At 41.2% G+C, this 26,949-nt stretch carries 21 protein-coding genes and 1 tRNA gene; 9 read left to right on the plus strand and 13 right to left on the minus strand.

The features are described 5' to 3' along the window. The first annotated feature begins 38 nt into the window (after window positions 1–38). Both GWK08_RS11180 and GWK08_RS11185 read left to right on the plus strand, forming a co-directional pair. Window positions 39–2,822 (plus strand): putative LPS assembly protein LptD, encoded by a 2,784-nt coding sequence (locus GWK08_RS11180; protein ID WP_163607273.1) that lies wholly within the window; start codon window positions 39–41, stop codon window positions 2,820–2,822. 33 nt (window positions 2,823–2,855) lie between these two features. Continuing rightward, window positions 2,856–3,236 (plus strand): RidA family protein, encoded by a 381-nt coding sequence (locus GWK08_RS11185; RefSeq protein ID WP_163607274.1) that lies wholly within the window; start codon window positions 2,856–2,858, stop codon window positions 3,234–3,236. A gap of 34 nt (window positions 3,237–3,270) precedes the next feature. Here the strand turns inward: GWK08_RS11185 and GWK08_RS11190 are convergent, their stop codons facing one another. From GWK08_RS11190 to GWK08_RS11205, 4 genes are all read right to left on the minus strand, one after another. Continuing rightward, window positions 3,271–4,125 carry an N-acetylglucosamine kinase gene (locus GWK08_RS11190; protein WP_163607275.1) on the minus strand — a complete coding sequence of 285 codons (855 nt, stop codon included), beginning with the start codon at window positions 4,123–4,125 and terminating at the stop codon, window positions 3,271–3,273. A 62-nt stretch (window positions 4,126–4,187) separates the two neighbouring features. Beyond that, on the minus strand, window positions 4,188–5,192 hold the full coding sequence (gap, locus tag GWK08_RS11195) for a type I glyceraldehyde-3-phosphate dehydrogenase (protein ID WP_163607276.1): 1,005 nt from the start codon (window positions 5,190–5,192) through the stop codon (window positions 4,188–4,190). Between the two features lie 23 nt (window positions 5,193–5,215). Next, entirely contained in the window at window positions 5,216–6,202 is a 987-nt protein-coding gene (pfkA, locus tag GWK08_RS11200; protein WP_163607277.1) for a 6-phosphofructokinase, read from the minus strand. Window positions 6,203–6,448: 246 nt separating this feature from the next. After that, entirely contained in the window at window positions 6,449–10,894 is a 4,446-nt protein-coding gene (locus tag GWK08_RS11205) for a translocation/assembly module TamB domain-containing protein (protein WP_204336043.1), read from the minus strand. Between the two features lie 78 nt (window positions 10,895–10,972). On the opposite strand from GWK08_RS11205, the gene tsaD reads away from it, so the two are divergent. Further along, window positions 10,973–11,995, plus strand: coding sequence for a tRNA (adenosine(37)-N6)-threonylcarbamoyltransferase complex transferase subunit TsaD (gene tsaD, locus GWK08_RS11210; protein WP_163607278.1), 1,023 nt, complete (start codon window positions 10,973–10,975; stop codon window positions 11,993–11,995). Between the two features lie 10 nt (window positions 11,996–12,005). Continuing rightward, window positions 12,006–12,713 (plus strand): 16S rRNA (uracil(1498)-N(3))-methyltransferase, encoded by a 708-nt coding sequence (locus GWK08_RS11215; protein ID WP_163607279.1) that lies wholly within the window; start codon window positions 12,006–12,008, stop codon window positions 12,711–12,713. Here the strand turns inward: GWK08_RS11215 and GWK08_RS11220 are convergent. Further along, on the minus strand, window positions 12,708–13,448 hold the full coding sequence (locus GWK08_RS11220; RefSeq protein WP_163607280.1) for a DUF1223 domain-containing protein: 741 nt from the start codon (window positions 13,446–13,448) through the stop codon (window positions 12,708–12,710). The genes GWK08_RS11215 and GWK08_RS11220 overlap by 6 nt on opposite strands. A 128-nt stretch (window positions 13,449–13,576) precedes the next feature. On the opposite strand from GWK08_RS11220, the gene GWK08_RS11225 reads away from it, so the two are divergent. From GWK08_RS11225 to GWK08_RS11240, 4 genes are all read left to right on the plus strand, one after another. Further along, window positions 13,577–14,227, plus strand: coding sequence for a DUF4159 domain-containing protein (locus tag GWK08_RS11225; protein WP_163607281.1), 651 nt, complete (start codon window positions 13,577–13,579; stop codon window positions 14,225–14,227). A 25-nt stretch (window positions 14,228–14,252) separates the two neighbouring features. Next, window positions 14,253–15,341 carry an AI-2E family transporter gene (locus tag GWK08_RS11230; protein WP_163607282.1) on the plus strand — a complete coding sequence of 363 codons (1,089 nt, stop codon included), beginning with the start codon at window positions 14,253–14,255 and terminating at the stop codon, window positions 15,339–15,341. Window positions 15,342–15,348: 7 nt separating this feature from the next. After that, window positions 15,349–16,536, plus strand: coding sequence for a class I SAM-dependent methyltransferase (locus tag GWK08_RS11235; protein WP_163607283.1), 1,188 nt, complete (start codon window positions 15,349–15,351; stop codon window positions 16,534–16,536). An 84-nt stretch (window positions 16,537–16,620) separates the two neighbouring features. Further along, a complete protein-coding gene (locus tag GWK08_RS11240) occupies window positions 16,621–17,451 on the plus strand; it encodes an OmpA family protein (protein ID WP_163607284.1) in 831 nt (276 codons plus the stop codon). Here GWK08_RS11240 and GWK08_RS11245 read toward each other — a convergent pair. Continuing rightward, entirely contained in the window at window positions 17,448–18,185 is a 738-nt protein-coding gene (locus tag GWK08_RS11245) for a M15 family metallopeptidase (RefSeq protein WP_163607285.1), read from the minus strand. The genes GWK08_RS11240 and GWK08_RS11245 overlap by 4 nt on opposite strands. Window positions 18,186–18,421: 236 nt before the next feature. Between GWK08_RS11245 and GWK08_RS11250 the strand changes: the two genes are divergently transcribed. Further along, window positions 18,422–19,996: a M28 family metallopeptidase gene (locus tag GWK08_RS11250; RefSeq protein WP_163607286.1), complete on the plus strand. Its 1,575-nt coding sequence runs from the start codon at window positions 18,422–18,424 to the stop codon at window positions 19,994–19,996. Between the two features lie 77 nt (window positions 19,997–20,073). On the opposite strand, the gene GWK08_RS11255 is transcribed toward GWK08_RS11250, so the two are convergent. The 7 genes from GWK08_RS11255 to GWK08_RS11285 form a co-directional block, all read right to left on the minus strand. Then, a complete protein-coding gene (locus tag GWK08_RS11255) occupies window positions 20,074–20,646 on the minus strand; it encodes a GDSL-type esterase/lipase family protein (RefSeq protein ID WP_163607287.1) in 573 nt (190 codons plus the stop codon). Between the two features lie 244 nt (window positions 20,647–20,890). Further along, window positions 20,891–20,966, minus strand: a tRNA-His gene (locus GWK08_RS11260). Window positions 20,967–21,131: 165 nt separating this feature from the next. Next, a complete protein-coding gene (gene bshB1, locus GWK08_RS11265; protein WP_163607288.1) occupies window positions 21,132–21,851 on the minus strand; it encodes a bacillithiol biosynthesis deacetylase BshB1 in 720 nt (239 codons plus the stop codon). Window positions 21,852–21,914: 63 nt separating this feature from the next. Continuing rightward, on the minus strand, window positions 21,915–23,084 hold the full coding sequence (locus tag GWK08_RS11270; RefSeq protein ID WP_163607289.1) for a trans-sulfuration enzyme family protein: 1,170 nt from the start codon (window positions 23,082–23,084) through the stop codon (window positions 21,915–21,917). 128 nt (window positions 23,085–23,212) lie between these two features. Beyond that, the gene (locus tag GWK08_RS11275) at window positions 23,213–24,625 is read right to left on the minus strand and encodes an MATE family efflux transporter (protein WP_163607290.1); all 1,413 of its coding nucleotides are present in this window, start codon (window positions 24,623–24,625) and stop codon (window positions 23,213–23,215) included. Between the two features lie 219 nt (window positions 24,626–24,844). Beyond that, window positions 24,845–26,119, minus strand: coding sequence for a POTRA domain-containing protein (locus GWK08_RS11280; RefSeq protein WP_163607291.1), 1,275 nt, complete (start codon window positions 26,117–26,119; stop codon window positions 24,845–24,847). A 3-nt stretch (window positions 26,120–26,122) separates the two neighbouring features. After that, window positions 26,123–26,875, minus strand: coding sequence for a hypothetical protein (locus GWK08_RS11285; RefSeq protein WP_163607292.1), 753 nt, complete (start codon window positions 26,873–26,875; stop codon window positions 26,123–26,125). Window positions 26,876–26,949: the final 74 nt, after the last annotated feature.

The raw sequence follows: 26,949 nt of genomic DNA on the forward strand, positions 1-26,949 counted from the left end.
GTAAACTCTTGCAAACAGACGAAAAAATATACGTAAGTTTGACTCTTCAAAAATTGAGCCATAGTTATACAAAAATAGGATTTAAAGCTTTGCAAGCAAAACAACCTTACATACTTTTAATCGTTATTTTTTTTCTTTGCAGCTTATCGTTATTCGCACAGGAACCTCCTGTAAAAAAACCTCTGAATATCCCTGCAAAAAAAGATTCAACGGTAACCCGTCCGGTCAAAGATTCTTTGCTAGTCAAGCCTTTGGATACCGTTAAAACAGATACGACAAAGACCGATAGCCTAAACAGGAAAAAACCTCTTCTCCTCGATCAGATCAAACGTAATGCCAAAGATTACGAGAGGATCAGTCAGAAAGACAAAAAGATCTATCTCTACAACGAAGCGGAAGTTTATTATCAGGATACAGAATTAAAGGCAGGGATCATTGTCATAGATTATATAAAGAATGAAGTTTATGCAGGCCGGATAAAGGACTCTGCAGGGAATTACACACAGCGCCCTTATTTTAAACAGGGGAACAATGTAGTTGAACCAGATTCCATCCGTTTTAATTTCGATACCGAAAAAGCGCTGATCTGGAACTCAAAATCCGAACAATCTGTCGGAGGTTTGAGCGGTGTGAGCAGCGGAGGCGGAATTACGGTCAAAGCAGAAGTAACCAAAAAAGAGAATGATTCGGTCTACTATCTGTATGAAGGAAAGCTTACCACTTCTGAGAATATAGATGATCCGGAATATTATATCCGGGTGAGAAAAGGGAAATTTGTACCCAAAAAGAAGGTAATTGCAGGTTTCAGTAATATGTACATCGCCGATGTACCTACACCCATTGCAGTTCCTTTTGCATATTTTCCCTTAACCCAGAGCAGGACTTCGGGATTTATTTTCCCGACCTTCTCACAGTCTAATGAAAGAGGGTTCTTCCTCCAGAACGGGGGATATTATTTTGCGATCAGTGATTATTTTGACCTGGCTCTTACCGGGGATTATTTTACCAACGGAAGTTTCGGGGTACGTGCAGAGAGTACTTATGCACTTCGTTATCGTTTTACCGGAGGGTTGAGTTTCCGCTTCGAGAACAATATTACAAGTCAGCGTGGTTTCTCCGATTTCACCCAGCAACGTGTTTTTAATTTAAGATGGAGGCATACGCAGGATCCGAAAGCCAATCCGAATTCCAGATTCTCTGCTTCGGTAAACGTTGGTAGTAGTCAGTTCTTCAGACAATCCCTGAACCAGCTGAACAACACGGGAGACTTTTTACAGAACACTCTGAGTTCATCTATTTCATACACCAAGACCTTTCCTGCCTATCCGGCAGTGAACATAAGCCTTACGGCCACGCACAACCAGAATACGAATACAGAGATCATTAACCTGACCCTGCCTACCCTGCAGGCCAGTGTGGAGAGGATCTTTCCGTTTGCACCTAAAGACAAACCCAAGAAAGGGCTTCTTCAAAATATTAACTTTCAGTACAATTTAAGAGGTGAGAACAGGATACAGACTACAGATTCTCTTTTTCTGACCAGTCAGATGTTTGACGATGCAGAGATCGGTGCAAGACACTCTATTCCTATCAACACCAATTTTAAGGTAGCCAAATATCTCAGTGTAAGTCTTAATGCCAATTATGACGACACCTGGGTTTTTGAAACGATACGAAGAAGGGATTTCGATGCTGCTCTGGGTGAAGCCCCCATTGATACTATTGCCGGTTTTGACCGTTTTGCACAATATAGTTTAGGAGCCAGTTTGGGAACAACTCTCTATGGGACTTTTAACTTTGGAGAGGATAAAAAAATACAGGCTATTCGTCATGTAATGAGGCCGTCGATCTCCTGGGGATACACTCCACCTTCGGATCGGTTATTTGACGAGTACATTGATGAAAACGGCGAAGTTCAGCAGTTTACCCGTTTTGAAAACAGTATTCTCGGAAGGCCCAGTCTCGGGAGTGCCAACAATATAGGTATTAACATCAGTAATACCCTGGAAGCAAAGGTCCGGAGCCGGGATACGACAGAAACCGAACCTAAAAAGATATCGCTCCTAAGCAGTTTGAATTTTAACACCGCTTATAATCTCGAAGCCGATTCCTTAAGATGGAGCCCGCTGAGGGTTACCGGAGGTACCAGGATCCTGGACAACAAGATGAGTATAAACTTCGGAGCTACACTGGACCCCTATGCCATTGACAATAGCGGAAGAAGGATAAACACCTTTAATATAGACAACGGGGGAAGCTTATTCAGGCTCACGAATGCCAATGCTACATTGAGTTATTCCCTCTCCAATAAGACCTTCCAGAGAAAAAAGAGAGGCGCAGAAGATGATGACAGTGGTAAATCTGTGGAGGAAGATGTAGATGATGCCTTTTTTGAGAGCGGTTTTGCCATTGGGCGGAACCAGCGGAGTTCCTTTGATGAAGATGATGACAGAGATCGGGAAAGGTCAGACAACACCCCCTATAACAGTGCCATTCCCTGGGATCTGCGGATCGGTTACAGCTTTGGATACAACAATTCTAACCGGCAAAATCAGGTTACCAATAACTCCATTCAGTTTAGCGGGAACGTAGAGCTCTCTCAGAAATGGAGGGTGCGGTTTTCTTCGAGTTATGATATTCTGGGGAAAGGATTCGGTTTTACCAATCTCGGATTTGAAAGGGATCTGGATAGCTGGCGAATGAGTTTCGACTGGCAGCCTTTCAGAGAAAGCGGAACCTGGTTCTTCTTTATCGGGATCAAAGGATCTATCCTCAGCGATATTAAATGGGAAAAACGAAGAGATCCGGACAGAAGATTGTAAAATTCTATTTTTAAATAACCATACAATTTTATTATGAAAAAGATCATCAAAACAGATAAAGCTCCTGCACCTCTGGGGCCTTATAATCAAGCCGTTCTTAGCGGAAATACCTTATATCTTTCCGGACAGATCCCGATAGATCCTAAAACCGGAGAAATGGTACAATCGGGGATCGAGGACGAAACCAGACAGGTAATGGAGAACCTTAAAGCGGTTCTGGAAGAAGCCGGAATGAACTTTGAAAATGTGCTTAAAACCTCCATCTTCCTGAGTGATATGAACAATTTTGCTTCGGTGAACGGAGTTTACGGTTCCTATTTTAATGAAGATACCGCACCTGCACGGGAAACCGTGGAAGTTGCCAATCTTCCGAAATATGTAAATGTGGAGATCTCAATGATCGCATCTAAATAATAAAAAAGCCACTTTTCAGTGGCTTTTTTTTGTTTTAATGGAATACCGCCTGATGGTATTTTACCAGGCCGTCTATAGGTCTTCTCAGTATATTTCCAGGTTTTAGATTATTTTCTTTAAGTATGGCTCTTAGTTCATCCTGAAGATAGTACGCTATACTCCCGACAAAATTCACAGGCACATGTTCTGCCTCCTTAAACTGACGGATAAAATTATCTATAAAGAGCTGAGCACCCTTCTTTATAAGTTTCTGACAATAGTCTTCGTTCTTGTTCTGAATTATAAACTTGGCAAAAGTAGCCAGATAGGTATTCGGATTGGGCTGTTTGTACAGGTTATTTTTAATAACATCGGCATCCAGGTCGTATTCCTGCTCGAATTTCTTGACCAGTTGCAATGGCATTTTATTAAAATAAAAATCCCTGATCAACTGTCGCCCGAAGTAATTCCCGCTGCAATCATCCATTAAGATATATCCAAGGGAATGCACTTTCTGATACAACTGATTCCCGTCAAAATAACAACAGTTAGAACCTGTTCCGAGGATACATACAACCGCCTGCTCATCCGGAGCAGTAGTTGCATAAGCCGCAGCATAGGTATCTTCTTTGACGGAGATCTCGGCATTTACAAAGTAGGCCTGGAATATATCTGTCAAATAATTTTTCATTCTGATGGTCCCGCAGCCGGCGCCGTAAAAGAACAGACGACTTATTTCCTTTCTGTGCTTGGACAATTCAAAATTATTTGCCAATCGCTCATCTATGATCTCCCTGGTCAGGACTTCAGGACTTAAGCCTAAAGTTTGCGTCATAAACAATTGATTTCCATCTTCGTCAAGGGCAATCCAATCGGATTTTGTTGCCCCACTGTCTACTATTAATACCATATCATTTTTTTAAATATGGCCTTTACCCCCACAGGTAAAAACCTCAATCGTTTTTCCTCATTCTACAGAGATGCGGTATGAGCCACCAAATCTAGTAATTTATTTGAAAAGCCTGCCTCGTTATCATACCACGAAACAATCTTAAAGAAGTTCGGGTTGAGTTCCATACCTGCTTCCGCATCAAAAACACTGGTTCTTGTCTCTCCCACAAAGTCCTGAGAAACCACCGGAGCCTCCGTATATCCCAGTACTCCCTTAAGATCGCCGGTTTCAGATGCATTCTTCATTACCTTTTTGATCTCTTCATAGGAAGTCTTCTTTTCCAGTCGAACGGTAAGGTCTACAACAGAAACATCTGCAGTAGGTACCCTGAAAGCCATTCCCGTTAGTTTTCCTTCAAGAGCAGGGATAACTTTGGTTACCGCTTTTGCAGCTCCTGTCGAAGCCGGTATAATATTGATCATTGCACTTCTTCCTCCTCTGAAATCCTTTCTGGAAGGACCGTCTACTGTTAACTGTGTAGCGGTAGTAGCATGTACTGTGGTCATAAGACCTTCTGCTATTCCGAATTCATCATTTAAAACCTTGGCAATCGGAGCCAGGCAATTTGTTGTACAGGAAGCGTTAGACACAATGGTTTCCGATGCTTTGATCTCCTTGTGGTTTACCCCGTAAACATACATAGGTGCATCCTTTGAAGGCGCAGAAATAACCACTTTTTTAGCTCCTGCTTCTATATGGTAATTCGCCGATTCCTGTGTTGTGAATATCCCTGTACATTCTGCAACGATCTCCGCTCCTATTTCATCCCATTTCAGGTTTCTGGGATCTCTCTCCGCACTTACCCTGATGGATTTACCATCTACTACCAGATTTCCGTCCTTAACCTCAACTTTTCCGTCAAACTTTCCATGTACGGAATCGTATTCCAGTAAATATGCAAGGTGATTTACATCGAGTAAATCGTTAACTCCAACAACCTCTATATCATTTCTTTTAACAGCTGCTCTCAATACCAATCTTCCGATTCTTCCAAAGCCGTTAATTCCTATTTTTACTTTTGTCATAAATTCTTGATTTTTATTAATTTTTAAGTAGTCATGATATCAGACACTCTCAGCAATTCAGTATCTATGGATGAGTGTCCTTTTATGGCTTTTTCCAGGGGTGTGAGGGCCATTTTATTATTCACTACCCCAACCATATAATTTGTTTTGCCTTCCAGGATGCTCTCTACGGCCTTTACTCCCATTCTACTGGCCAGCACCCTGTCAAAGCAGGAAGGAGAACCACCTCGTTGCATATGCCCAAGAACGGAAACGCGAACGTCATAATCGGGCATATTCTCTTCTACATATTCTTTTAGTTCGAATACGTTCTTCCCGATCTTATCGCCCTCGGCAACAACAACAATACTGGATGATTTTCCTGAAAGTTTACTTCGTTTAAGAGATTCCAGCAAACGTCCCAGACCAAGGTCTTCTTCCGGGATAAGGATCTCTTCGGCACCTGCTCCCACACCTGCGTTGAGCGCAATATGTCCTACATCCCTTCCCATGACCTCAACAAAGAACAATCTATTATGGGAACTGGCGGTATCCCTGATCTTATCGATTGCCTCAACGACGGTATTTAAGGCAGTGTCAAAACCAAGGGTAAAATTGGTCCCATAAATATCATTGTCTATTGTACCCGGAATCCCCATTACCGGAAAGCCATATTCTTCATTAAAGATCATGGCTCCTGTAAAACTTCCGTCTCCACCAATTACTACAAAAGCTTCAATCCCATGTTCCTTGAGGTTCTCATGGGCTTTTTCCCGTCCTTCCGTAGTTCTGAATTCTTGCGAACGCGCCGATTTTAATATCGTCCCTCCTTTGTTGACAATATTATTCACGCTACGGGCATTCAACTCCTTGAAATCGCCTTCTATCATCCCCTGATATCCCCTGTAAATTCCCACGCATTGCACATGGTAATACGCACAGGTTCTAACAACAGATCTTAAAGCTGCATTCATTCCGGGAGAATCTCCACCCGACGTTAAAACGGCTATTTTTTTTACGTTTAGCGTCATTATATTTCGTTTAGAAAAGTAAAGCTACCAAACTTATTTTACTTTTTAAGTATAGTCTGATCTAATTTTTGCGCCTTCTAAAATTTCAAACGTTTTCGTTAATAATTTTTTTTAATTCTCATGTTTAAAGAGGGTTATAGAAGCATAAAAACTACCCTTTAAACCGATTTTATTTCCGGTTTTACTCGTAAAAAACACATTTGGAATTTTGCGTACGGGAAAGAAGGTAACTTCCCGAAGGGGGAATTATTTTTTGTTTTGAGAAGAGGATTTTTTCTTCTTCTTGGGAGAAAAATTCAGTAAGTCATCCTTTACAACTTCCTGGGTTTCGGGTTTCTTCTTTTTCTCCTCTTTTTTAGCATCGGATTTCTTGAAAATTTTACGCATTAATTGCTTAAACGTATCGAATTCTACCTGGTAGGAAAGACCAACCCCCTGGGTATACCCTATCTGATCGGATAAAAACTGCTGTATTTCGTTTTCCTTATTAAATATTTTAGCACTCAGGCTCCCGTCTTCGTTAAGGAGGATCTGCACTTCCACATCTCCTGCCACCACAGATTCTGTTACTCCCCCGATCGGCACCCCTATCTTACCATTAATTAGGATACGTTCATTGATCTGTGTAGAGACCGTTACCCCGAACCTGTCCTCGGTATTGATCCCCAGAGGGCTCCTGTCTCCCTGTTCATAGGAAACACCAATATTTAATTTATCATTATCGCCGTTCAGGATATCGTTAATAAGACTCGAAGCCGTTTCTATCAGGTTTCCGGTAAGTGCCTGTTGCGTAATACTCACCTCATTAATAAAGGTCCCCTGCGATAAAAGGGATAATGCCTGAAGCTCCCTTCTGTTCTTATCTTCAAGCCTGTAGTTAAGCTCAGAAACCGTTACGGCATTGGTATTGGGGAATTGTATTTCATATTCTATGGTAGGCTGAAGTAACTCTCCCTCCAGTTTTATGACCACATCCGTATCGATCTTCCTTGTTACAGAAGCATTATCCAGCAAGACGGCCGGATTAGCCGACGTTGAATAAACCGCCTGTAAGTTTACATTCGCCTTTAGCGGATCTCCATCCCAGTTGATGGTTCCGTTGGGAAGCACCGTAAATTTCTTATCCAGTAAACCTTTATACTTAAAATTATATATTCCGCTATAGGTAAGGAAGTCACCCCACATCCTGAATTTACCATTGGTGTTGATCTCTATCAGAAGGTTCCCCGCTCCTCTTCCTCTCAGCGTACTTCCCGATTTCCGGTCTACCACGATCTCTACTTCGGCGTTGTCATTCACATCAAGATCGAACTCCAGCTCCAGTCCCTGGTACTCTGCCAACTCCCGCTGATTTCTTTCCTCAATGGTTTCATTTTTGTTGACGAAATTGATAAAGGAAGAATCTCCGATCGAGGTCACATCGCTGATCGGGATCTTAAAGGAGGTTCCTTCCTCTGTTCTGGCATTCACCTTTATGGTAAGAGCATCCGTAAGTCCGAAAATATCGGCTTCCCCACTAATAAATCCGGTTCCGTAGTACAATTCATCCTCACTGAATTCGGTATCCAGCACCAGGAATCTTCCTCCGTTGGTATTCAGCTTCAGGTTGAGGAACCAATCCTCGAAATTGGTATGAGTGATCGTTCCGTTCAGCAGGGCGCCTGTACTGTACTTGGTATCTGTAAGCGCCACATTATCGAATTCTATGGTCTGATCGTGAAGCTTTACACTGGCCTGTTCATTAAAGTTCAGGTCAACATTAAGATAAGGTACTTTCAGCCCGGCCTCGTTCAGTCTGAGTTGTCCTCGTATATCCGGGTTTCGCAAAGGTCCCGTGATCCGGGCTTCTCCCGAAACAAAGCCCCGTATATCGGATATGACGTCTTCTCCCAGCGGACTAAAGGGTTCGAGATCCAGATTATCTATATAGGCCTGCAGGTCTACAATAGCATCCTTGGTATCGAAGTTGGCTTTTCCAATGATCCGCAACTGTTCCCTGAAACTATTGAATAAGCCTGCATCTACCGTGTATTCTGTAATACTCTCACTTCCTATGATACCTATATCTAAAGTTCCCAGATCAAAATTATTAAGAGAAAAATGATCTATGACCAGATTGGACGAGGGGAAATAATTGCTGTTCCGCTGAAGGATATTAAGCTCCCCGTTCACCACCCCGTTCATAGACAGGCTATCTATGGTAGGAGTAATCTTGTCCAGGGCCACCTTTTTAAACTGAAGCTTAATGTTCTTGTATGTAGAATCGATAAGTACTCCACGGAGGTTGATCTGTTCCTCTCCGAAGGTCATATCTATCTCGTCTACATCAATACTGTCGAGGGTACGGTTAAAAACCACCCTGTTCTTACTGTTATTGTTTTTATTAAGCAGCCATTTGGTTCCCTTAAAGCCCACATCCGATCTCTTAAGCCCGATCACCGATCTGTTCTTCTTATTAAAGGTGTGGTAGAAGTTAAGATTGTATATGTCTGTATAATCATCTCCTCCCTTAAACTCCGTTCTAAAGAATAAGGTGTCTTTTACTGTAGCGTTGATCAGGTTAAAATCGGTTACTTTATAGAAACCTGCATCTATATCTTTTACCGCCACATAGGTGTTGAATAAAGGGTTCTTGTTGTCTATCTGAACATTTACATCGTCAAAACTTTTCCCGAAAGCGTCAATTCTCGGGGATTTAAATGTGAGTTTAAAATCGCCTTCATCAGCAACTACCTTCCCTCTGATAAAGGTGTTCTTTCCGAACCTGACATCCGGATAAAAAACCTCAACGATCTTATTGTAGATCTTCAGGTTAAAATCCATATACTGCCCGGAAGTCACTTCACTGGGGTTGTAATTGGTATAAATACTTCCGATAGAATTTTCTATCAGCTTCCGCAGTTCTACAATGTAAAATTTCCCCTTAATGTTTCCGGTGATAAAATCGGGAGAATTAATCGTGAGTTCCCTTTCCTCCCCGGTAAAGGACGAGGTTACTTTAAAATCTTCAAAATAATAGCTATCGGTCTGATTGGTGTAATTGGTTTTAGTAAAAGTGATCTCCCCTTCTACATTATCCAGGGAGTTACCGGTCATATTAATATCTATATTCCCCTTAAAGACAGAAGTACTGTCTGTAGTGATGATATTCAGCTTTTTAAAATCGGCATAATCAACAGAGGCTATGAAGTTAAATTTATTCTTCTCCTGAGAGAGATCTGCCAGTCCTTTAAAATTAAATTTAAAGTTCGGATCCCTGGAGATCATGTTCCCGTCAAACAACTGATCTTTCAATACTCCTGAAACATCGATATTGGTATAATCGTATTCGTTGTATCTGATCTTTAAAATTTTACCGATAACCTCCGTATTCAGGGTTTCCTGGGTAAAACCGCTTCCGTCTACGTTAAAGTCGAGGGTTGCCTGACCTAGATCGGGGTCGTTGAGAAACTTCCCGAGATCGAAATCTATAAAAGAAACAAAGCCTTTGTAAGAGGCATTGTCTATATCGTCTATATGTGTCAGTTCCATATTGGAATAGCTCGTTCCCAGATCGGTAAAAAGAGTGATCGATGCATTGATGTCTTCTTCAGTGATCACCGAGCTTCCGTTGATGGTAAAATAGCCGAGCTTGGCAAAAGACGAGGGAAGGTTGTTCCCAAGAATATCCGGCAATAATGCCTTTAGCTCATAATAACTGGAGGAAACATTCTCTATTCCCGCATCCAGTTTAAAATCGGCTGAAGAGGTAAATATATTATGGAAATTAAAATCACCCCTGATAATAGATCTATCCGACTTCAGGTCGGTATTAAGGGCGGTAAAGTTATTCAGCACCCCTTCTATCTCCGTAGAAAAAGTAACTGTTTTGGTCCTTCCGAATTCATTGTAAAAATGATTGACTTCTTCCAGTGCTACCGTCGATTCGTTAAATTTAGCCGACACCTTTACTGCATTGAGGAAATTCGCAAAATCTTCACGCCTGTAATTAAAGACCAGTTCTCCTTTAAGCTCCGACTTGGGTGTTTTAATACTCAGATCATCAAAACGCATCTGCTTAAGGGTATAGGTAAAATCTGTGTTCAGATCTTCCATTTCCAGTTCGCGGTCTGACGTAAAGCCCAGTTTACGGATCAACCCGTTAACATTGGGACCTTCAATTTTAAAATCGTTTACCCTGGCCCTCAGATCGGAAAAATCCAAAATCTTTTCAGGATCCGTGTTTTCATCGATCAGTCTGAACTTACTTTTGTTCATTCTGATGAGAGAAGAAGTGAGTAAAAAAGACGAAGAGGTAGATGTAGTATCCTCCTCTCCTTCCAGTTTTGCCACAAAAATATCGAGATTGGTGTCCCGCTCTCCCTCATAGGTCTTGAGGTTAAAGGTGAGTTCATCAATATCGATAGTTCCGAACTCAAGCTTCCCGTTTATGGCATTCCTGGCGCTTAAGATAGAAGTGTTCAGGCGATCGATATAGATAAGTGTATCTTTTTTATAATCCTGAACATATACTCCCTTTAGGGCTACCTGGCCTAAAAGCGACAGGTCTACTTTATCAATGGAGATGTTCGTATTGTAATCTTTGTTAAGGGAATTGGTAAGGCGTCTTGCAATACCGTTCTGAACCGCCGGGATAGAAAAAACGATGACAACCACAAAGAGCAATATTAAAATTGCCAAAAGGGTTCTCAACAATATTTTTCTAAGTTTTTTGATAGCGGTTTATGTTTTACTTTTGCAACAGTACAATTATTATTCCAAATTCATTGAATGGATACTTCTAAAATTTACATCCTTGCTATTGAATCATCCTGTGATGACACATCGGCGGCTATATTGTTCAACGGAAAAATATTATCTAATGTTGTTGCCAATCAGAAAATTCACGAGGAATATGGCGGTGTTGTTCCGGAACTTGCTTCCAGAGCACATCAACAAAATATCGTACCGGTTGTTCATCAGGCTTTAGTTAAGGCAAATATCGACAAAAAACAGTTATCAGCCATAGCTTTTACGCGCGGACCCGGCTTAATGGGATCATTACTTGTCGGAACTTCATTTTCCAAGTCGCTGGCCCTGGGTCTGGACATTCCCCTGATAGAAGTAAACCATATGCAGGCACACATTCTGGCACACTTTATAGAGGAGGAAGAACAGAGCAAACCTTCCTTTCCTTTTCTGGCCATGACCATCAGTGGTGGGCATACGCAGATCGTAAAAGTGAATCACTATTTTGACATGGAGGTTATCGGAGAAACCATTGATGATGCCGTGGGGGAAGCTTTCGATAAAAGTGCCAAAATACTCGGACTCCCCTATCCCGGAGGTCCTTTGATAGATAAACATGCACAAAAAGGGAATCCGAAAGCCTTCTCATTTACCAAGCCAAGAGTGGACGGGCTTAATTTTAGCTTCAGCGGTTTAAAGACAGGGATCCTGTATTTTATCCAGGGAAAACTAAAGGAGAACCCAAATTTTATTGAGGAGAACCTGGACGATATCTGTGCATCCATCCAGTATACCATTATCGAGATCTTAAAGGACAAACTCAAAAAGGCGGTGAAGGAAACAGGTATAAAACAGATCGCTATCGGAGGTGGAGTTTCCGCCAATTCGGGAGTAAGAGCCATGCTGAAAGACGGGGAGTCCCGTTACGGATGGAAAAGTTTTGTTCCTAAATTTGAATATTGCACCGATAATGCAGCTATGATAGCCATTGTAGGTTATTTAAAATACCTGGAAGGGAATTTCTCCGATGAGACGGTAACCGCCAAAGCCAGGTATTCAATTTAAATATTTTTTTATGCAGCTTTTTTACAATCCGGCTATAGATCCTTCTACCCGTACTTATACCTTCGACAGAGAGGAAAGTAAACATATCATTAAAGTACTGAGGAAAAAAGAAGGCGATATTATTCATATTACCAACGGACAAGGCTGGTTGTTCAAAGCCGAAGTACAGATAGCCGATATAAAAAAATGTATTGTAAATATCACAGATAGCGAATTACAACCTCCTTCTAAATACAAGCTTCATATGGCGGTAGCTCCGACCAAAATGAATGAACGCTATGAATGGTTTCTCGAAAAAGCAACGGAGATCGGGATCCATGAAATTACACCGGTCATCTGTAAACATTCGGAGCGGAAGCAGATAAAGGCTTCCCGCTTTGAGAGGATATTACAATCGGCTATGAAACAATCCCTCAGCTGTTATCTCCCTAAACTCAATGAAGCAATTCCGCTGGCTCAGTTCTTAAGCCAGGAAAACGGGAATGAGAAGTTATTTATAGCTCATTGTGAGGAAACGGAACGAACCAATTTAAAAGACACATTAAAAGCAGAGGAAGATTCTCTTATTCTCATAGGCCCCGAAGGCGATTTTTCGAAGGATGAGATAGAACTGGCAAAAAAAAACGGGTTTCTCCCGCTCATGTTAGGAGAAACCCGGCTACGTACAGAGACTGCGGCTGTTGTAGCATGCCATAGCGTAGCTTTTATAAATCTATAAAGCCTTTTTCGCAGCTCCCGTAATATTTAAATTTGCATCTTCTACCAGGGTAATAAGCTGTAACTCATCTCCGGCCTCTACAATTTCAGGCACCCTGATCTTTAATCCTTTTGTATTTCCCGCTGATGGATCTATATATCTTTCTGCGACTACAATGTTGGAGTTGGTCAGTTTTCTGTTCCTGTTCTCTCCTCTCTTTACAAACGTCTCTCTTTCATTGATCACCAATACCGTACGTAGTTTTTTACCTGAAAGGTTCCCCTTAAGCTCGTAATCGAAAGAAACTTCACTTCCGTTCTTTTTCACATTCTTTAATATCACCTGATTGGGAACAGAAGTTTTCGAATAACTCTTTAACCTGGAGTAGAGTTTGTACTGATCAGAACCCACAAAATGTTCTTTTCCGTTCACTACCAATTGAGGTGTATACACAGAACGGCTTCTGAACTTGGCTGCATACGCATGTTGCTTCTCGGTATATTCCTCTTTGCTAAAAGGATCTTTCCATCCTATATAGTTCCAGTAGGAAACGTGATAGGACAAGGCAAATACATTCTTTTCATTGTATTCCTTTCTCACCTCATTGAGCAATTTATCGGCAGAAGGACAACTGGAGCACCCCTGAGAGGTAAATAATTCCAGAACGACAATAGGCTCGAAGGCAAGGTTGGATCTCTCTGTAGTAGTAAATCCTAATCCTAAAATGATAACAAATGTTAAAAGCAGCTTTTTCATGTAATTTAAGTTTTGAATTTTAGAAGATTCGTCAGATTTTTTTTATTTTTCAAAAAATAAGAGGGAGATATTTTCCCTGAATAATGATTATTTTTGAAATCATCTTTAAATATGTTCGATTAAGGATTATGCGGCTTACTCTTTTTAACATAATATTATCTTTCCTTTTTTTTTCCGGAACAGCTTATTCTCAGGATATTGCCATTTTAAAATACGGCGGTGGCGGCGATTGGTATTCCAATCCGACAGCACTTCCTAATCTTATTAATTTTTGCAATCAGAATATCAATACCCGGATCAATCCAAAACCACAAACGGTAGATGTTGGAAGTATAGATATATTTCAATTCCCGTTCCTGCATATGACAGGGCACGGAAATGTTTACTTTAATGATGAGGAGGCCTCTAACCTAAGGGATTATTTGCTTTCGGGCGGGTTTCTTCATATCGATGATAATTACGGAATGGAACCCTATCTCAGGAAAGAGTTAAAAAAGGTCTTTCCGGGTAAAGAACTCGTTGAATTATCTAAAGAGCATCCGATCTTCGATCAGAAGTACAAATTCCCGAACGGGCTTCCGAAGATCCACGAACACGACGGTAAGAGATCGCAGGCTTTTGGTATATTCCACGAAGGCAGGCTGGTCTTATTGTTCACTTTCGAGAGCGATTTGGGAGACGGATGGGAAAACCCGGAGATCCATAACGATCCGGAAGAAGTACGCTTAAAGGCCCTGAGAATGGGAGCGAATATCGTCCAATACGTTTTCAAAAATTAAAAAACAAAACCAACCCTATAAATAAATGAATCCTAAAATTATTGCCAGCGGCATCCTGAGAGCTATCTCCATATTATTAGGGGTAGCCTTGTTATTTTACTTCCTGTATAAGATCCAATCGGTTATTGTATATATTGCCATTGCAGCTGTGGTGGCTCTTATAGGCCGTCCTATTGTTATTTTTCTCAGACGAAGATTAAAATTCAAAAATACCCTGGCTGTTATCGTTACCATGGTACTTATGGTAGGGCTCATTATTGGTCTGATCTCCATGTTTGTCCCCTTACTGGTAAAACAGGGACAGAACCTTTCTCTCTTAAATATAGAAGAACTGCAGCTTAATATTGAAAACCTTTACAGAGAGGTCATCGACTATTTTGCCATTAACGATATAGATATTGAAAAGACCATAAAGGAATCTAATCTTTTATCGGGACTCGATTTCGGGGCTATTCCAAATTTCCTGAACAGCCTGATCGGAACTCTCGGGAGTTTTAGTATAGGTTTCTTTTCGGTAGTTTTTATTTCCTTTTTCTTTTTAAAGGACAGTAAATTGTTTGAGGATAGTATTATGGTTCTTATCCCCGATAACAAAGAAAGCAGATTGAGAAAATCCATGAATAAGATCAAAGATCTACTTTCAAGATACTTTGTCGGATTGGTTTTTCAGATCCTGATCCTCTTTGTGATCTACACCATAGTCCTCCTCGTTTTCGGAATTGAAAATGCGGTGGTCATTGCCTTTCTGTGCGCCCTTCTTAACCTGATCCCGTATATCGGACCGCTGGTAGGTGGTTTCCTGATGTTATTGCTGACAATGACCAGTAATCTGGGGCAGGATTTCAGCAGTGTTATTTTGCCAAAAACCATTTATGTGATGATAGGGTTTATCATCGGACAACTGATAGATAACTTCTTTAGTCAACCCTTTATTTTTTCCAGTAGTGTAAAATCTCACCCCCTGGAGATCTTTTTGGTGATCATTATAGGCGGACTCCTTTTCGGAGTGGTTGGAATGATCGTTGCGGTGCCCAGTTATACGGCAATTAAGGTGATTTTAAAGGAATTTTTGGCGGAAAACAAGATTGTAAGATCTCTCACTAAAGATTTATAGCAACACTTTGAACAAGAACATATTAAAGGCTGGAATACAGGATTTTATAAATAAAAATTCAAATACTGACATAACGGCAGTTTTGCTAAAAGGCGTTCCTTTTCAGGAAGTTTCGGCCAAAGAGATCGCCGAACAGATCGAAGCCAGGAAAAAGTGCGAAACAAAATTGCCTACCTGGTTTAATACTGCCCAAATTTACTATCCCAACAAACTTTCTATAGAACAGACGTCTTCCGAATCTACCGCCCGGTATAAAGCAGGGATCGTAAGCGGAAAAAAGATGATAGACCTCTCCGGAGGTTTCGGGGTGGATTCCTATTTTTTTGCACAGAGAACAGAGTCCCTTATTCATTGTGAAATTAATGAGGAACTCTCCAAAATCGTTACTCATAACTACGAAATTTTAGGAGTAGAAAATATCCGGACGGTGGCCCGGGACGGCCTCTCTTTTTTACAGCGGGAAAAGGAACAATTCGACTGGATCTACACAGATCCTTCCCGGAGAGATGATGTAAAAGGAAAAGTTTTTATGTTGAGTGATTGCACACCCAATGTTCCGGAGAACCTCGACACACTTTTAGAATTCTCTTCCAATATCCTTATCAAGACATCTCCCCTTCTGGACATATCTGTTGGCTTAAAGGAGCTTTCGTTTGTAAAAGAGATCCATGTTGTGGCACTGAACAATGAAGTAAAAGAACTGTTATGGGTTATTGAGAAGGGATATTCAGGTTCTATTGTGATAAAGACAATCAATTTAAAAAAAGACGGGGATCAGCTTTTTGATTTTATCCATGAAGATGAAAAAGAGAGTGAAGCTACGCTTTCATTACCTCTTAAATACATATATGAGCCCAATGCAGCTATTCTTAAAGCCGGGGCCTTTAAGACGCTTGCCGGAAAGCTCGGAGTACATAAGCTTCACAAACATTCTCATTTATACACTTCAGATAAGCTGCTAGCTTTCCCCGGGAGGGTCTTCAGCCTGGAAGAAAAGCTGAATTATCAGAAAAAACAGCTCAGATCTTTCTTTAAAAACACCAAAGCCCATATCAGTACACGAAATTTCCCCGAGAGCGTTGCTCAGGTTCGAAAGAACCTTAAAATAGCTGGGGGAGGTAATCTGTATTGCTTTTTCACGACCGATATGAATAACGATAAAATAGTTTTATGCTGTAAAAAATCGTTAACTTAAGAGGTTTAATACAATTCCCCGACTTTATTTTTCGTTTAAAAGAGTAAAAAAGGAAGATTTTGAAAACTTTTTTATATTGGTTATATGAAGAAATTATTTTTGCTTTTACTATGTTGCTATCAGGGGCTTAGTCAACAAGCTATTAATTTTTCTCTTTATTATGACACTGGTGTTTATGAGTTAAATGAACAGCAAAAGGCTAAGATAAAACATGAATTGTCCCCTTTAAAGGCCTTAGATATTTCTAAAATAGACATCAAGGGTTATGCCGACTATATAGATACTAACGAATACAACAAGGAATTGTCTTTTAGTCGGGCCACAGCCGTCTATCAATATCTGAGCGTGATTGTCGACACCCTTAACACAAATATCAGAAAAAAGGGATTCGGCGAATTATTCAGCAAGGAAAAACTGGAGGAGAGTGGAAACTCTTACGACCGCAGGGTAGATATTACTGTTTTTTACCAGGGCGTTGAAGCGGATATCCCCATTATAGACAGTTTGTTTTTGGGAATTCCGGTCAGGGATATACATATAGGCGATAAAATAGAGATCAAAAATCTGTATTTCTTCAGGGGTCGTACCAAGATGTATGATTATTCCACCAGCGTTCTCGATAGTATCGGATCTTTTCTTCAGAGAAACAGAGGGTTTAAAATAGAAGTTCAGGGACATGTCTGCTGCGGGGGAGATGATCCTGGAGATGTTATTAATATAGATACTAAAACCAAAACGCTCTCCGTAGACAGGGCTAGGACCATTTACGAATACCTTATCAATTTCAAGAATATCCATCCGGACAGGATCTCCTATAAAGGCTTTGGCTTTAGTTCTCCAAGAGCCTGGCCCGAAGAAACGGTAGAAGATGAAAAGAGAAATCGCAGGGTCGAGATCATGATCGTTGACTTTTAATCTTCACAATCCCAGGTAAAATTAGCAATCCCGTAAGCTGAAGTGGTTTTCAGATTATAATGCCACCATTCGGTCCTGACAGACCAGAAACCGTATTTTTCCATAGTTTCTTTCAGCAGTCTTCTGTTGTTGTTGATCTCCTCCGAATGAAGAGTGTAATCGTGATATGCTTCCCTTCCAAAGTAATCAAAGGCTGTTCCCATATCCAATACAGTTCCATCGAGTTTTGCAAGTGTAATATCCACGGCACCTCCCCTGTTGTGTATAGAGCCCTTGGCAGGATTGGCAACATATTGCGAATTGGGTAATATGGTCCACATTTTCTTTTGCACATCATGAGGCCTGTAACAATCAAAAAAATGAATACGATACCCCTTCTTTCTTAATTCTTCATTGGCAGCGATAAGGGCTTTTGCAGTTTTAACCCTGGTATAGCATTCCCCGCACTCATAAACTTTTTCCTTTAAGAAATTGTCTGCTGTCGCATACCTGAGGTCATAACTAAAACCGTTGTTGTAGTTTTTTAAGTTGACAAAAACAGTATCGGCCAGTTCGGATAAAGGAGTAATGTCGATAATATCGGGCTTCACGTTCGCCGGAATGCTGTCAGTAAACAATGTATCCAACACCTCTTCCTGAACACTTTTTGCAGCAACAGCATCTATATCTTTGCAGCGCCTGCATGAAGTGAGGAAAAGAACAAATATTAAAGTGATGGCCAGGGTGTTCCTCATCTAACTAAATTACTAAAAAAACGGAGGTTTTTCAAATTGGAAGCTTTTAGATTTTTACGCATTTTCAGCCGGTTTGTGAAATGAAAAAGGGGAATCTTAATTTTAGGTCAATTTTGCGTTATGCGATGGTTTTTTCAATATATTTGGGAATATTTTTAAAATAGCTATTGAAACAAGCCAAAAATTAAACATTATTCAATAAGATAGCTTGTAGACAGAACTTTAAAACGATTTAAATGAAAAAAGTATTTTTAGTCCTCTTGGGACTGACTGTAGCCTGTAATTCAGCGCAACAGACGACTACCGAGAAAAAAGAAGAAAAGAAGGGGGCCAATTACGACCCGACTCCTTATGCCCAGACCATTACACAGGAAGATCTTACCAAGCATCTCTACACATATGCTTCCGATGAATTTCAAGGAAGAGAAACCGGACAGCCCGGACAAAAGAAAGCTGTAAATTACTTAAAGGACCATTATGTAAAAATGGGAATTCCTGCTGCTAAGTCTGACGGGGATTACTTCCAGAATGTTCCTTTGGAAATCAGTAGTGTTCCCGGAGTTCAATTCTCCGTTAACGGAAAAGATTTCACCCTTGGAAAGGATTTTGCCACTTTTGGCGGACCTGGAAATATCAGTACCGGAGCTGCAAATGTAGTTTATGCCGGATACGGTATCGAGGACGAGAAATATTCAGATTATGCAAACCTGGATGTTAAAGGTAAAGTAGTACTTATCAAGGCAGGAGAGCCTAAGAATGATGATGGTACTTATAAAATAAGCGGTTCTTCGGAAGCGTCAAAATGGTCTAACCTGAGACAGGCTTTCAACGAAAAGATCGGTCTTGCCAGAGAAAAAGGAGCTAAAGGGCTATTATTCTTTGACGAAGCTAACTTTGGTGTGATCCAGCAGCAATTCAACTTCCTGAAGAATCAGCAGAATGGGCGTATCAGCCTTAAGTCGCAGGAGAAGAATCCTTTCTTCTATCTTTTTGTGAACAAAGATGTTGCTACCGCAGTTTATCCCGGAATTGAAAGTACTTATAGTTCTTCTACGCAGACAGCTGACTTGAAAGTTGCTTTTGAAAGCAAATCAAAAGAAATCTCTTCTGAAAATGTAGTGGCTTATATTAAAGGTTCTGAGAAGCCAAATGAGTTTTTAGTGATCTCTGCTCACCTGGATCATGAAGGTGTAAAGAACGGAGAAGTATACAACGGAGCAGATGATGACGGTTCCGGAACTGTTGCTGTACTGGAAATTGCTGAGGCCTTTAAAAAAGCCGCCGATGATGGAAACGGACCTAAGCGTTCTGTTGTTTTCCTTCACGTTACAGGAGAAGAAAAAGGTTTATTAGGATCCAGATACTATACCGACAATCCTATCTTCCCGCTGGAAAGCACAGTAGCCGACCTTAACATAGATATGATCGGAAGAACAGACCCTAAAAGAGAAGGTGACAGAAATTATGTATACCTGATCGGTTCTGATAAATTAAGTACGGAGCTTCACAATCTTTCCGAAGAAGTGAATAAGAAGTACACCAATATCACTCTCGATTATACTTATAATGACGAAAATGATCCAAACCGTTTCTACTACAGAAGTGACCACTATAACTTCGCGAAGAACAATGTACCGATCATTTTCTATTTTAACGGTACTCACGACGATTATCACCGTCCGAGTGATACTCCTGACAAGATCCAGTACGATCTTTTAACCAACAGAACCAAATTGGTATTCTATACCGCATGGGAAGTTGCTAACCGTGACAAGCGTATTATTGCTGATAAGGCGGTTGAAGCTAAATAAGTAATATCTTATTCTATATATAAAAAGATCCCGGGATATGCTCCCGGGATCTTTTTTGTTTATAAGTGTGATATCATCTACAGATCAAATATTCTTTCCAGGATCGGTCTTGCGTTTTTATACATTTGCCTGTGCCCTTCTTCATTGGCATGGAGGCCATCTTCCAGGAACAAATGAGGTTCCATATTCAGTGAAAAGTCTATTACTTCAAATTCATCCTCTTTTGCATATCTTCTCAGTTCCTCCTGATAAGACTCAATAAGCTTAACATAATCCATTCCTTCCTGAAAGGTATGCCTGCTTTGAGGTTCGGGCGGGAAAAAGGGAGTTGGGATCCCGATAACAGAAATGATCCCTCTATACCTTGCCTGCCGGGTCATTGCCATGATGTTACTGATAATATAATGATTCGGAATACCGAAATAGAGGTCGTTTGTTCCTCCCGTAATGAGCAGATGGGATGGATCGTGGTCTATAACGGAAGTTTTGAATCTGGCCAGCATACCACCGGTGGTATCTCCGGATATCCCTTCATTAACAATCTCAATGTCCAAAGTGCGATCCAGAAGTTCGCTCCACCAGTATACTCTTTCAACACCATATCCTTCGGTAAGGCTGTCGCCAAGGCAAACAAGTTTTCTCTTTTTCATATTAAAGTATTAGGATATAAAAGTAAAAAAGCTTCCTCTATATGGAAGCTATTAAAGTACTTTTCTGTCTTTTGATCCAAAGCAAGCTTATCAAAAACGGGTTAGCTGCACTGATCCGGAGTATGGGAAACCTGCCAATAAAGCCTTCAGGCTTATGCCTGATACTTTTTTTATACGCAAAATCCAAAGCAAGCTTTGTTTTTGCGTATAAAAAAAGCCTTCAAAAATTTTTGAAGGCTTTTTTGGGTGGAAGACCGGGTTCGAACCGGCGACCTCTGGAACCACAATCCAGCGCTCTAACCAGCTGAGCTACAACCACCATGCGAATTGCGGATGCAAATGTAATTTATTTAGCCTTTTCTTCAAAGGATTTTGGCGAATATTTTATCTTCTTTTTCCAGTGGAAAGAACAGCTTTTTACTCTTGTCTTCTCCTTCCCCTGAAAATAAACAAATTAGGTTTTTCCCAACAGGAAAACCTTTTTATTAAATAAGATCGTCCAGGCTGTCTACTGCAACAAAACGTTCTACAGTAAAGCCTTCAGCATGCTCCTTGCCTATCAGCCTGCCCAGATCGCGGGCCCTGTAACTCACACTGTCTATAAAATTTCGGCTACTGATAGGTGTCTCCGGCTTATCACTGTTCGGATCGAAGAACTGAGAGCTGTAAGCTAATACGGCTTCCTTTTTCTTTTCTATAAAACCGGTAACATCTACTACAAAATCGGGCTCCAGGTTTTTCCATTGTATATAGTGATACACATGTTTGGGCCTCCAGGCTTCCTGTACTTCCCCGCTTTCCGATCGGGTCTCTATTTTGATCAGTCCACTCAGGAAACAGGCATCACTTACCAGTTTACTTCCCCTTCCGTGATCTATATGCCTGTCGTCTATTGCGTTGCACAGAACGATATCCGGTCTGTATTTACGTATCATTTTAATGATCTCCAGCTGATGCGCTTTATCGTTGGAAAAGAAACCATCGGCAAACCCAAGGTTTTCCCTGGCTACCACTCCCAGGATCCCGGCAGCTATTTTTGCTTCCTCATCCCTGAGTTCGGCAGATCCTCTGGTTCCCAGCTCTCCGCGGGTCAGATCTATAATTCCTACTTTTTTACCGTTTGCAATTTCCTTGGCAATGGTTGCACCACATCCCAGTTCAACATCATCGGGATGAGCCCCTATGGCGAGTATATCTAATTTCATTTATCTTTTAATATATGGTAAGGTTAAAGTGAGTCGGTTTGTTTGCAAAAATATTTCAAAAAATTAACTTACAACTTCAACTTTCGACTTAACATTTTCAATGGCCTGGTCTATATCTTCCATCAGGTCCTTAACATCTTCGATGCCCAGGGAGAATCTGATGAGGCCGTCCTTTATTCCTTGCTTCTCTCTTTCTTCAGGGGTCAGAAGCGCGTGAGAGGTAAGTGTCGGAGATAAGATAGTACTTTCTACTCCCGCCAGGCTCATTACCGGCTTGATCAGTTTAAGGGATTTCTGGAATTCGGAAACATCCAGGCCGTCTTTTAATTCAAAAGACAGCATACCTCCAAAGCCTCTCATTTGCGATTTTGCCAGTTCATGATCCGGGTGTGATTTAAGTCCGGGATAATACACCTTCTCCACATCGCTGTGTTTAGCCAGGAACTTAGCCATTTTCTTGGCATTCTTATTCTGTGCTTTTACTCGTACTCCCAGGGTTTTTATACTTCGTTCCAGCAGCCACACTGTATAGTCGCTCAGGCTTCCTCCGAAATTCTTGGCCAGCTGAAAGATCCTGTCTATATATTCGGAATTGGAGGCTACGGCTCCGGCCAGAATATCACTATGCCCTCCAAGGTATTTGGTAGCACTGTGTAATACGATATCTATACCCAGATCTATCGGGTTCTGGTTTACCGGGCTGGCAAAGGTATTATCGATCATGGAAACCAGATTGTGCTTTTTAGCCATGGCAGAGATAGCCCTGATATCTGTAATCGTCAGCAAGGGATTGGAAGGGGTCTCTATATAAATGACTTTTGTTTCCGGGCGGATTTCCCTTTCAAAATCTTCGGGAGCAAAGCCCTCGGTAAAACTGTATTCTATACCGAATTTCTCAAATTCTTCCCTTACCAGATTAATGGTCCCACCATAAAGGGTGTTCTGGAAAACCACGTGGTCTCCTTTTCTCAAAAAAGCAAACAGGGCACTGCTTATCGCCGCCATTCCGCTTCCGAAGATCAAAGCATCCTCGGCATGTTCCAGAGCTGCGATCTTTCTGCACAATGCCTGTTGGTTAGGCGTATTGAAATATCTCGGGTAACGTTTCTCGTCAATATCTTCAAACACATAGGCTGTAGACATATAAAGGGGTGAGACTGCGCCTCCGAACCTCTTGTCTTCTACTTCTCCCGTATGTGTACAAACTGTATTTAATCCTGGTCTCTTTTTCATGTTGAAAGTATTTTAAATCTAAAATTAATAAAAATTAGATCGTTAATAAGGCGAAAAACAAAATTAGTATGAAATGTGTTTTTAAATAAAAAACCCTGACTGTCAACGTCAGGGTTTCCATTATATTTCTATACCTGTACGGTTTTCCATCTGCCGCGTCTGAACATATAGATCCCTACTACAGTGATCAATACCTCAGCCAGGGTTATTCCCCAGTAAACGCCTCTGGGCCCTCCGTCCAGCACAACGGCCATCAGGTAGGCAAAAGGTAACTGAAAGATCCAGAAACAGAAAAAGTTAATGATGGTGGGGGTTCTTGTATCCCCGGCACCGTTAAATGCCTGAATGATCACCATTCCGTATGCGTAAAAGATATATCCTGCGGCTATGATCTGCAAGCTCAGAGCACCGTAGGTAATTACCTCCGGTTTACTGCTGAACAGGCCGATAATAAAATGCGCAAAGAGTAAATATATCAGCGATACGATTGCCATAAAAATGGCATTGTACTTTCCTGTTTTCCAAACCGATTGCTCGGCTCTTTCGGGTTGTTTGGCCCCCAGGTTTTGTCCTACCAGGGTTGCAGCGGCATTACTCATTCCCCAGGATGGCATCATCGTAAACATGATCACCCTGATCGAGATGGTATAACCTGCCAGCACCTCACTTCCAAACTCGGCCATGATACGCATTAAGAACACCCAGCTTGAGGTTCCGATCAGGAATTGTCCTATTCCACCAAGCGAAACCTTAATGAGATTTAGCATGATCTTGGCCCTGAAAACAATATCCCTGACTCTCAGTTTTATCCTTCCCCATCCATAGAAAAGAATGAACAGCTGGAATAATACCGCAGATCCCCTTCCTATGGTAGTAGCTATAGCTGCTCCTTCCACACCGAAGGCAGGAACTGGTCCGAATCCGAAAATAAAGATCGGGTCCAGAATAATATTCAGGGTATTGGAAAATATAAGGGTCCACATGGCAATTGATGCGTCTCCCGCTCCCCGGAAAATAGCATTGATAAGGAATAAAAGCATAATGGTAATATTCCCTCCGAGCAATACCTGGGTATAGCCGTAACCTTCATCTATAAGATCCTGTTCTCCTCCCATCAATCCGAGGATCTCTCTTGGGAAAAGGATCCCAATAACACTGATGATCACAGCAATCCCGACTCCGAGAAAAATTACCTGTACCGCAGCCTGATTAGCTCCTTTTATATCTTTTTCCCCTACTCTTCTCGCCACTACGGCGGTAGCGGCCATACTTAAGCCGATAGCAACAGCATAGACCAGTGTAAGCACCGATTCGGTAAGTCCGATGGTGGCCACTGCATTTACGCTGACCCGTGATACATAGGCTATATCTACCAGTGCAAAAATAGATTCCATCAGCATCTCCAGGATCATAGGAATGGAGAGCATAAAGATGGCTCTACGGATACTACCACTGGTAAATTCCTGTTCCTTACCGGTTACAGCAATTTTAAAGTATCCTAATAACTTTTTAAAAGTGAGTTTTTGTGTCTGTGACGTCATTATATTTAAGAATTATATATTGTAGAAAAGTTTAAAACAGTCGACTGATCCGGAAAAGCTCCGGATTTATGCCAGTATCACGGCCAGTGACGGTATATTTAATATAATTCTCATAACTTCATGATGAAGCAAAGATGAGTCATTTTTTTGACAACTCAAAAAAGATATTTAAAAAAAATTGGAATTGTCCTAAGGAGTTGCCGGCGCAATTCCCTTATTTTAAAAGAATTGACCTATTCCGAATACCAGACCGCTATCTCCGTTATCGGTTATCCCGAAACCGTAATCAAGCCTGATCACCGCATTAAAAATACGTTTGTGAATAAATCTTACTCCTATTCCCGGGTTGACACGAAGGGTGCTTCCATCGATCAATTCGCTCAGGTCGCGGTTAGGATTTCTCCAGGTACTCGCATCTACAAAAACATTCCCCTGAAATACAAACCATCCTTTTTCATAGAAGGTATGCCTGTATTCGGTATTGAGGATCAGGGCTGCGGTTCCCCTGTCCTGAATATTTCCGGAACCTCTTATGTTCAGGTTGTTATCTACTACAAAAGGTGCAAAGGCCGATTCGGTATTAGATGCGTACAGAGCCTGTGTTCTCGTAGCCCAGTTACCTTTCTGCCCTATTTTGGCAAAGTACTGGAACTCTGTTGTTCCTATAAAGGAACTGTTCAGTAATTCGTTCGGATTGTTTATGTATTGAGCAGTGGTCTTCACCCTTACCCCGGTTATATACTGATATACAATATCCACATTGGCATATTCATATAGGGCGCGGTAGGCCAGCTGACTGGATCTGGCAGTAAGAGGTACATCAGGGCTGGTAGCTCCTTCCAGGAATTCATAATCCTCATCGGTATAATTGATCCCAAGCTCTGCCCTGTGATGGAAATCAAAATTATAAAGCAGCTTGGCTTCATAATTCTTGTTCTCGTATTTATAATTAGCCTCCGAATCATTAAAGAAGATCGGTTCGAAGGTCGTATTGTTCTTGTGGTTAAAGGATACTCCCAGTTTATCACTAAACAGGTAAGGAGCCTCCCAGTATCCTCCATAGGAGTTAAATACATCTCTCAGGAAGAAACCTCCGGTGGTAATGTTTTGTCCGAAGAGGTTGAATTCAAAAATGGCCACCCTAAAGGCTACATCCCCGTTATTTGCCGTAAAGATATTCAGCCCCGGAATGATGGTGAAGTTCTCTTCTATTCTATAAGTAACTATATATTCTCCATTTTCCTTATGAGTGATCTCATAATCGGCATAAGCGGTCGATGCCAGCCTCTTTAAACGCTCAATATCTTCAGCAATGGCTACCGTATCCAGTTCCTGTCCTGCTTCTACTCTGGCAATTTTCCGGATCAGGGATTCTTTGGTCTTTTTCAGCCCCTCTATCTTAAGTTCTGATATTATTTTTGGGTTTCCGGTCGTATTTTGCGCCATACTAACAGATGTTATCAGCAGGAAAGCCGATAGTAAAATTGATCTCATATTTTAAGGAATAAAACTTTTTTGAATAAATAGATTCACCCAATTGTCTTCGCTGACTCCCATCAGTGTAAAACCGTATGGGACACCGGCAGACAAAGCAGGTGGTAATTCTGTAGTTATATTAAGGACTACGTTATCCAGCACGTAGTATTGAAAATTCCGTTCAAAAGTATAAGTTCCCGAAAGAAAGTCCTCCTCATCGGTAGAAACCACCTGGAAATAAATAGCATTCTCCTCTACCGCACCATCTTCCCATTCAAAAACCGGCATGGAGGGCACGGAACTGTCTATGGCAACTTCATCTGTAAATTCTGTGGGAATGGTTTTATGTTTTAATCTGATTGGATTGGATAACTGAAGCACATCTCCCTCAAAAAAGCTAATAATGATCCATTTTTCCTCTTCGGTGGTCCTGGTGAATTTCTTCAGGTAACCGTTGAAAAAATCTTCAGCGGGAAGGTCTATCTGCGTGTAATTCTCATAATCGTCTTTATCCACTTCTGCGTTTTCGGTTTCGTAAAAGCGGATATCCCGAACTCCTTCTCTGGGATATACATATGCGATAATTTGATTTGCATCCTCATCAGAGCCCGAAGCACAGGCAATTACATTATCTATTTCAATCTGATTGTTAGCTACGAGATTAGCGAGATTACCATCATCTACAAAAACGGAAGAATTATCCTCGGAGTTGCAGGATACAAACACCAGCATAGCGCATAGCAAGAACAAGCTGCCGATGTATTTCTTTCTCATTTTTTTAGGTTCTTTTCCAAGAAGTCGTGAAAAACCGCCACAACTTTCAGAAAACCTTAAAGAAATGCAATTAA

The sequence above is a fragment of the Leptobacterium flavescens genome, from assembly GCF_010671605.1.
Classification (GTDB): domain Bacteria; phylum Bacteroidota; class Bacteroidia; order Flavobacteriales; family Flavobacteriaceae; genus Leptobacterium; species Leptobacterium flavescens.

Excerpts from the sequence above, each read along its gene's own strand:
- GWK08_RS11185 (WP_163607274.1), top strand. The coding sequence starts at position 2,856 with ATGAAAAAGATCATCAAAACAGATAAAGCTCCTGCACCTCTGGGGCCT.
- GWK08_RS11190 (WP_163607275.1), bottom strand. The coding sequence starts at position 4,125 with ATGGTATTAATAGTAGACAGTGGGGCAACAAAATCCGATTGGATTGCC.
- gap (WP_163607276.1), bottom strand. The coding sequence starts at position 5,192 with ATGACAAAAGTAAAAATAGGAATTAACGGCTTTGGAAGAATCGGAAGA.
- pfkA (WP_163607277.1), bottom strand. The coding sequence starts at position 6,202 with ATGACGCTAAACGTAAAAAAAATAGCCGTTTTAACGTCGGGTGGAGAT.
- tsaD (WP_163607278.1), top strand. The coding sequence starts at position 10,973 with ATGGATACTTCTAAAATTTACATCCTTGCTATTGAATCATCCTGTGAT.
- GWK08_RS11215 (WP_163607279.1), top strand. The coding sequence starts at position 12,006 with ATGCAGCTTTTTTACAATCCGGCTATAGATCCTTCTACCCGTACTTAT.
- GWK08_RS11220 (WP_163607280.1), bottom strand. The coding sequence starts at position 13,448 with ATGAAAAAGCTGCTTTTAACATTTGTTATCATTTTAGGATTAGGATTT.
- GWK08_RS11225 (WP_163607281.1), top strand. The coding sequence starts at position 13,577 with ATGCGGCTTACTCTTTTTAACATAATATTATCTTTCCTTTTTTTTTCC.
- GWK08_RS11230 (WP_163607282.1), top strand. The coding sequence starts at position 14,253 with ATGAATCCTAAAATTATTGCCAGCGGCATCCTGAGAGCTATCTCCATA.
- GWK08_RS11240 (WP_163607284.1), top strand. The coding sequence starts at position 16,621 with ATGAAGAAATTATTTTTGCTTTTACTATGTTGCTATCAGGGGCTTAGT.
- GWK08_RS11245 (WP_163607285.1), bottom strand. The coding sequence starts at position 18,185 with ATGAGGAACACCCTGGCCATCACTTTAATATTTGTTCTTTTCCTCACT.
- GWK08_RS11250 (WP_163607286.1), top strand. The coding sequence starts at position 18,422 with ATGAAAAAAGTATTTTTAGTCCTCTTGGGACTGACTGTAGCCTGTAAT.
- GWK08_RS11255 (WP_163607287.1), bottom strand. The coding sequence starts at position 20,646 with ATGAAAAAGAGAAAACTTGTTTGCCTTGGCGACAGCCTTACCGAAGGA.
- bshB1 (WP_163607288.1), bottom strand. The coding sequence starts at position 21,851 with ATGAAATTAGATATACTCGCCATAGGGGCTCATCCCGATGATGTTGAA.
- GWK08_RS11270 (WP_163607289.1), bottom strand. The coding sequence starts at position 23,084 with ATGAAAAAGAGACCAGGATTAAATACAGTTTGTACACATACGGGAGAA.
- GWK08_RS11275 (WP_163607290.1), bottom strand. The coding sequence starts at position 24,625 with ATGACGTCACAGACACAAAAACTCACTTTTAAAAAGTTATTAGGATAC.
- GWK08_RS11280 (WP_163607291.1), bottom strand. The coding sequence starts at position 26,119 with ATGAGATCAATTTTACTATCGGCTTTCCTGCTGATAACATCTGTTAGT.
- GWK08_RS11285 (WP_163607292.1), bottom strand. The coding sequence starts at position 26,875 with ATGAGAAAGAAATACATCGGCAGCTTGTTCTTGCTATGCGCTATGCTG.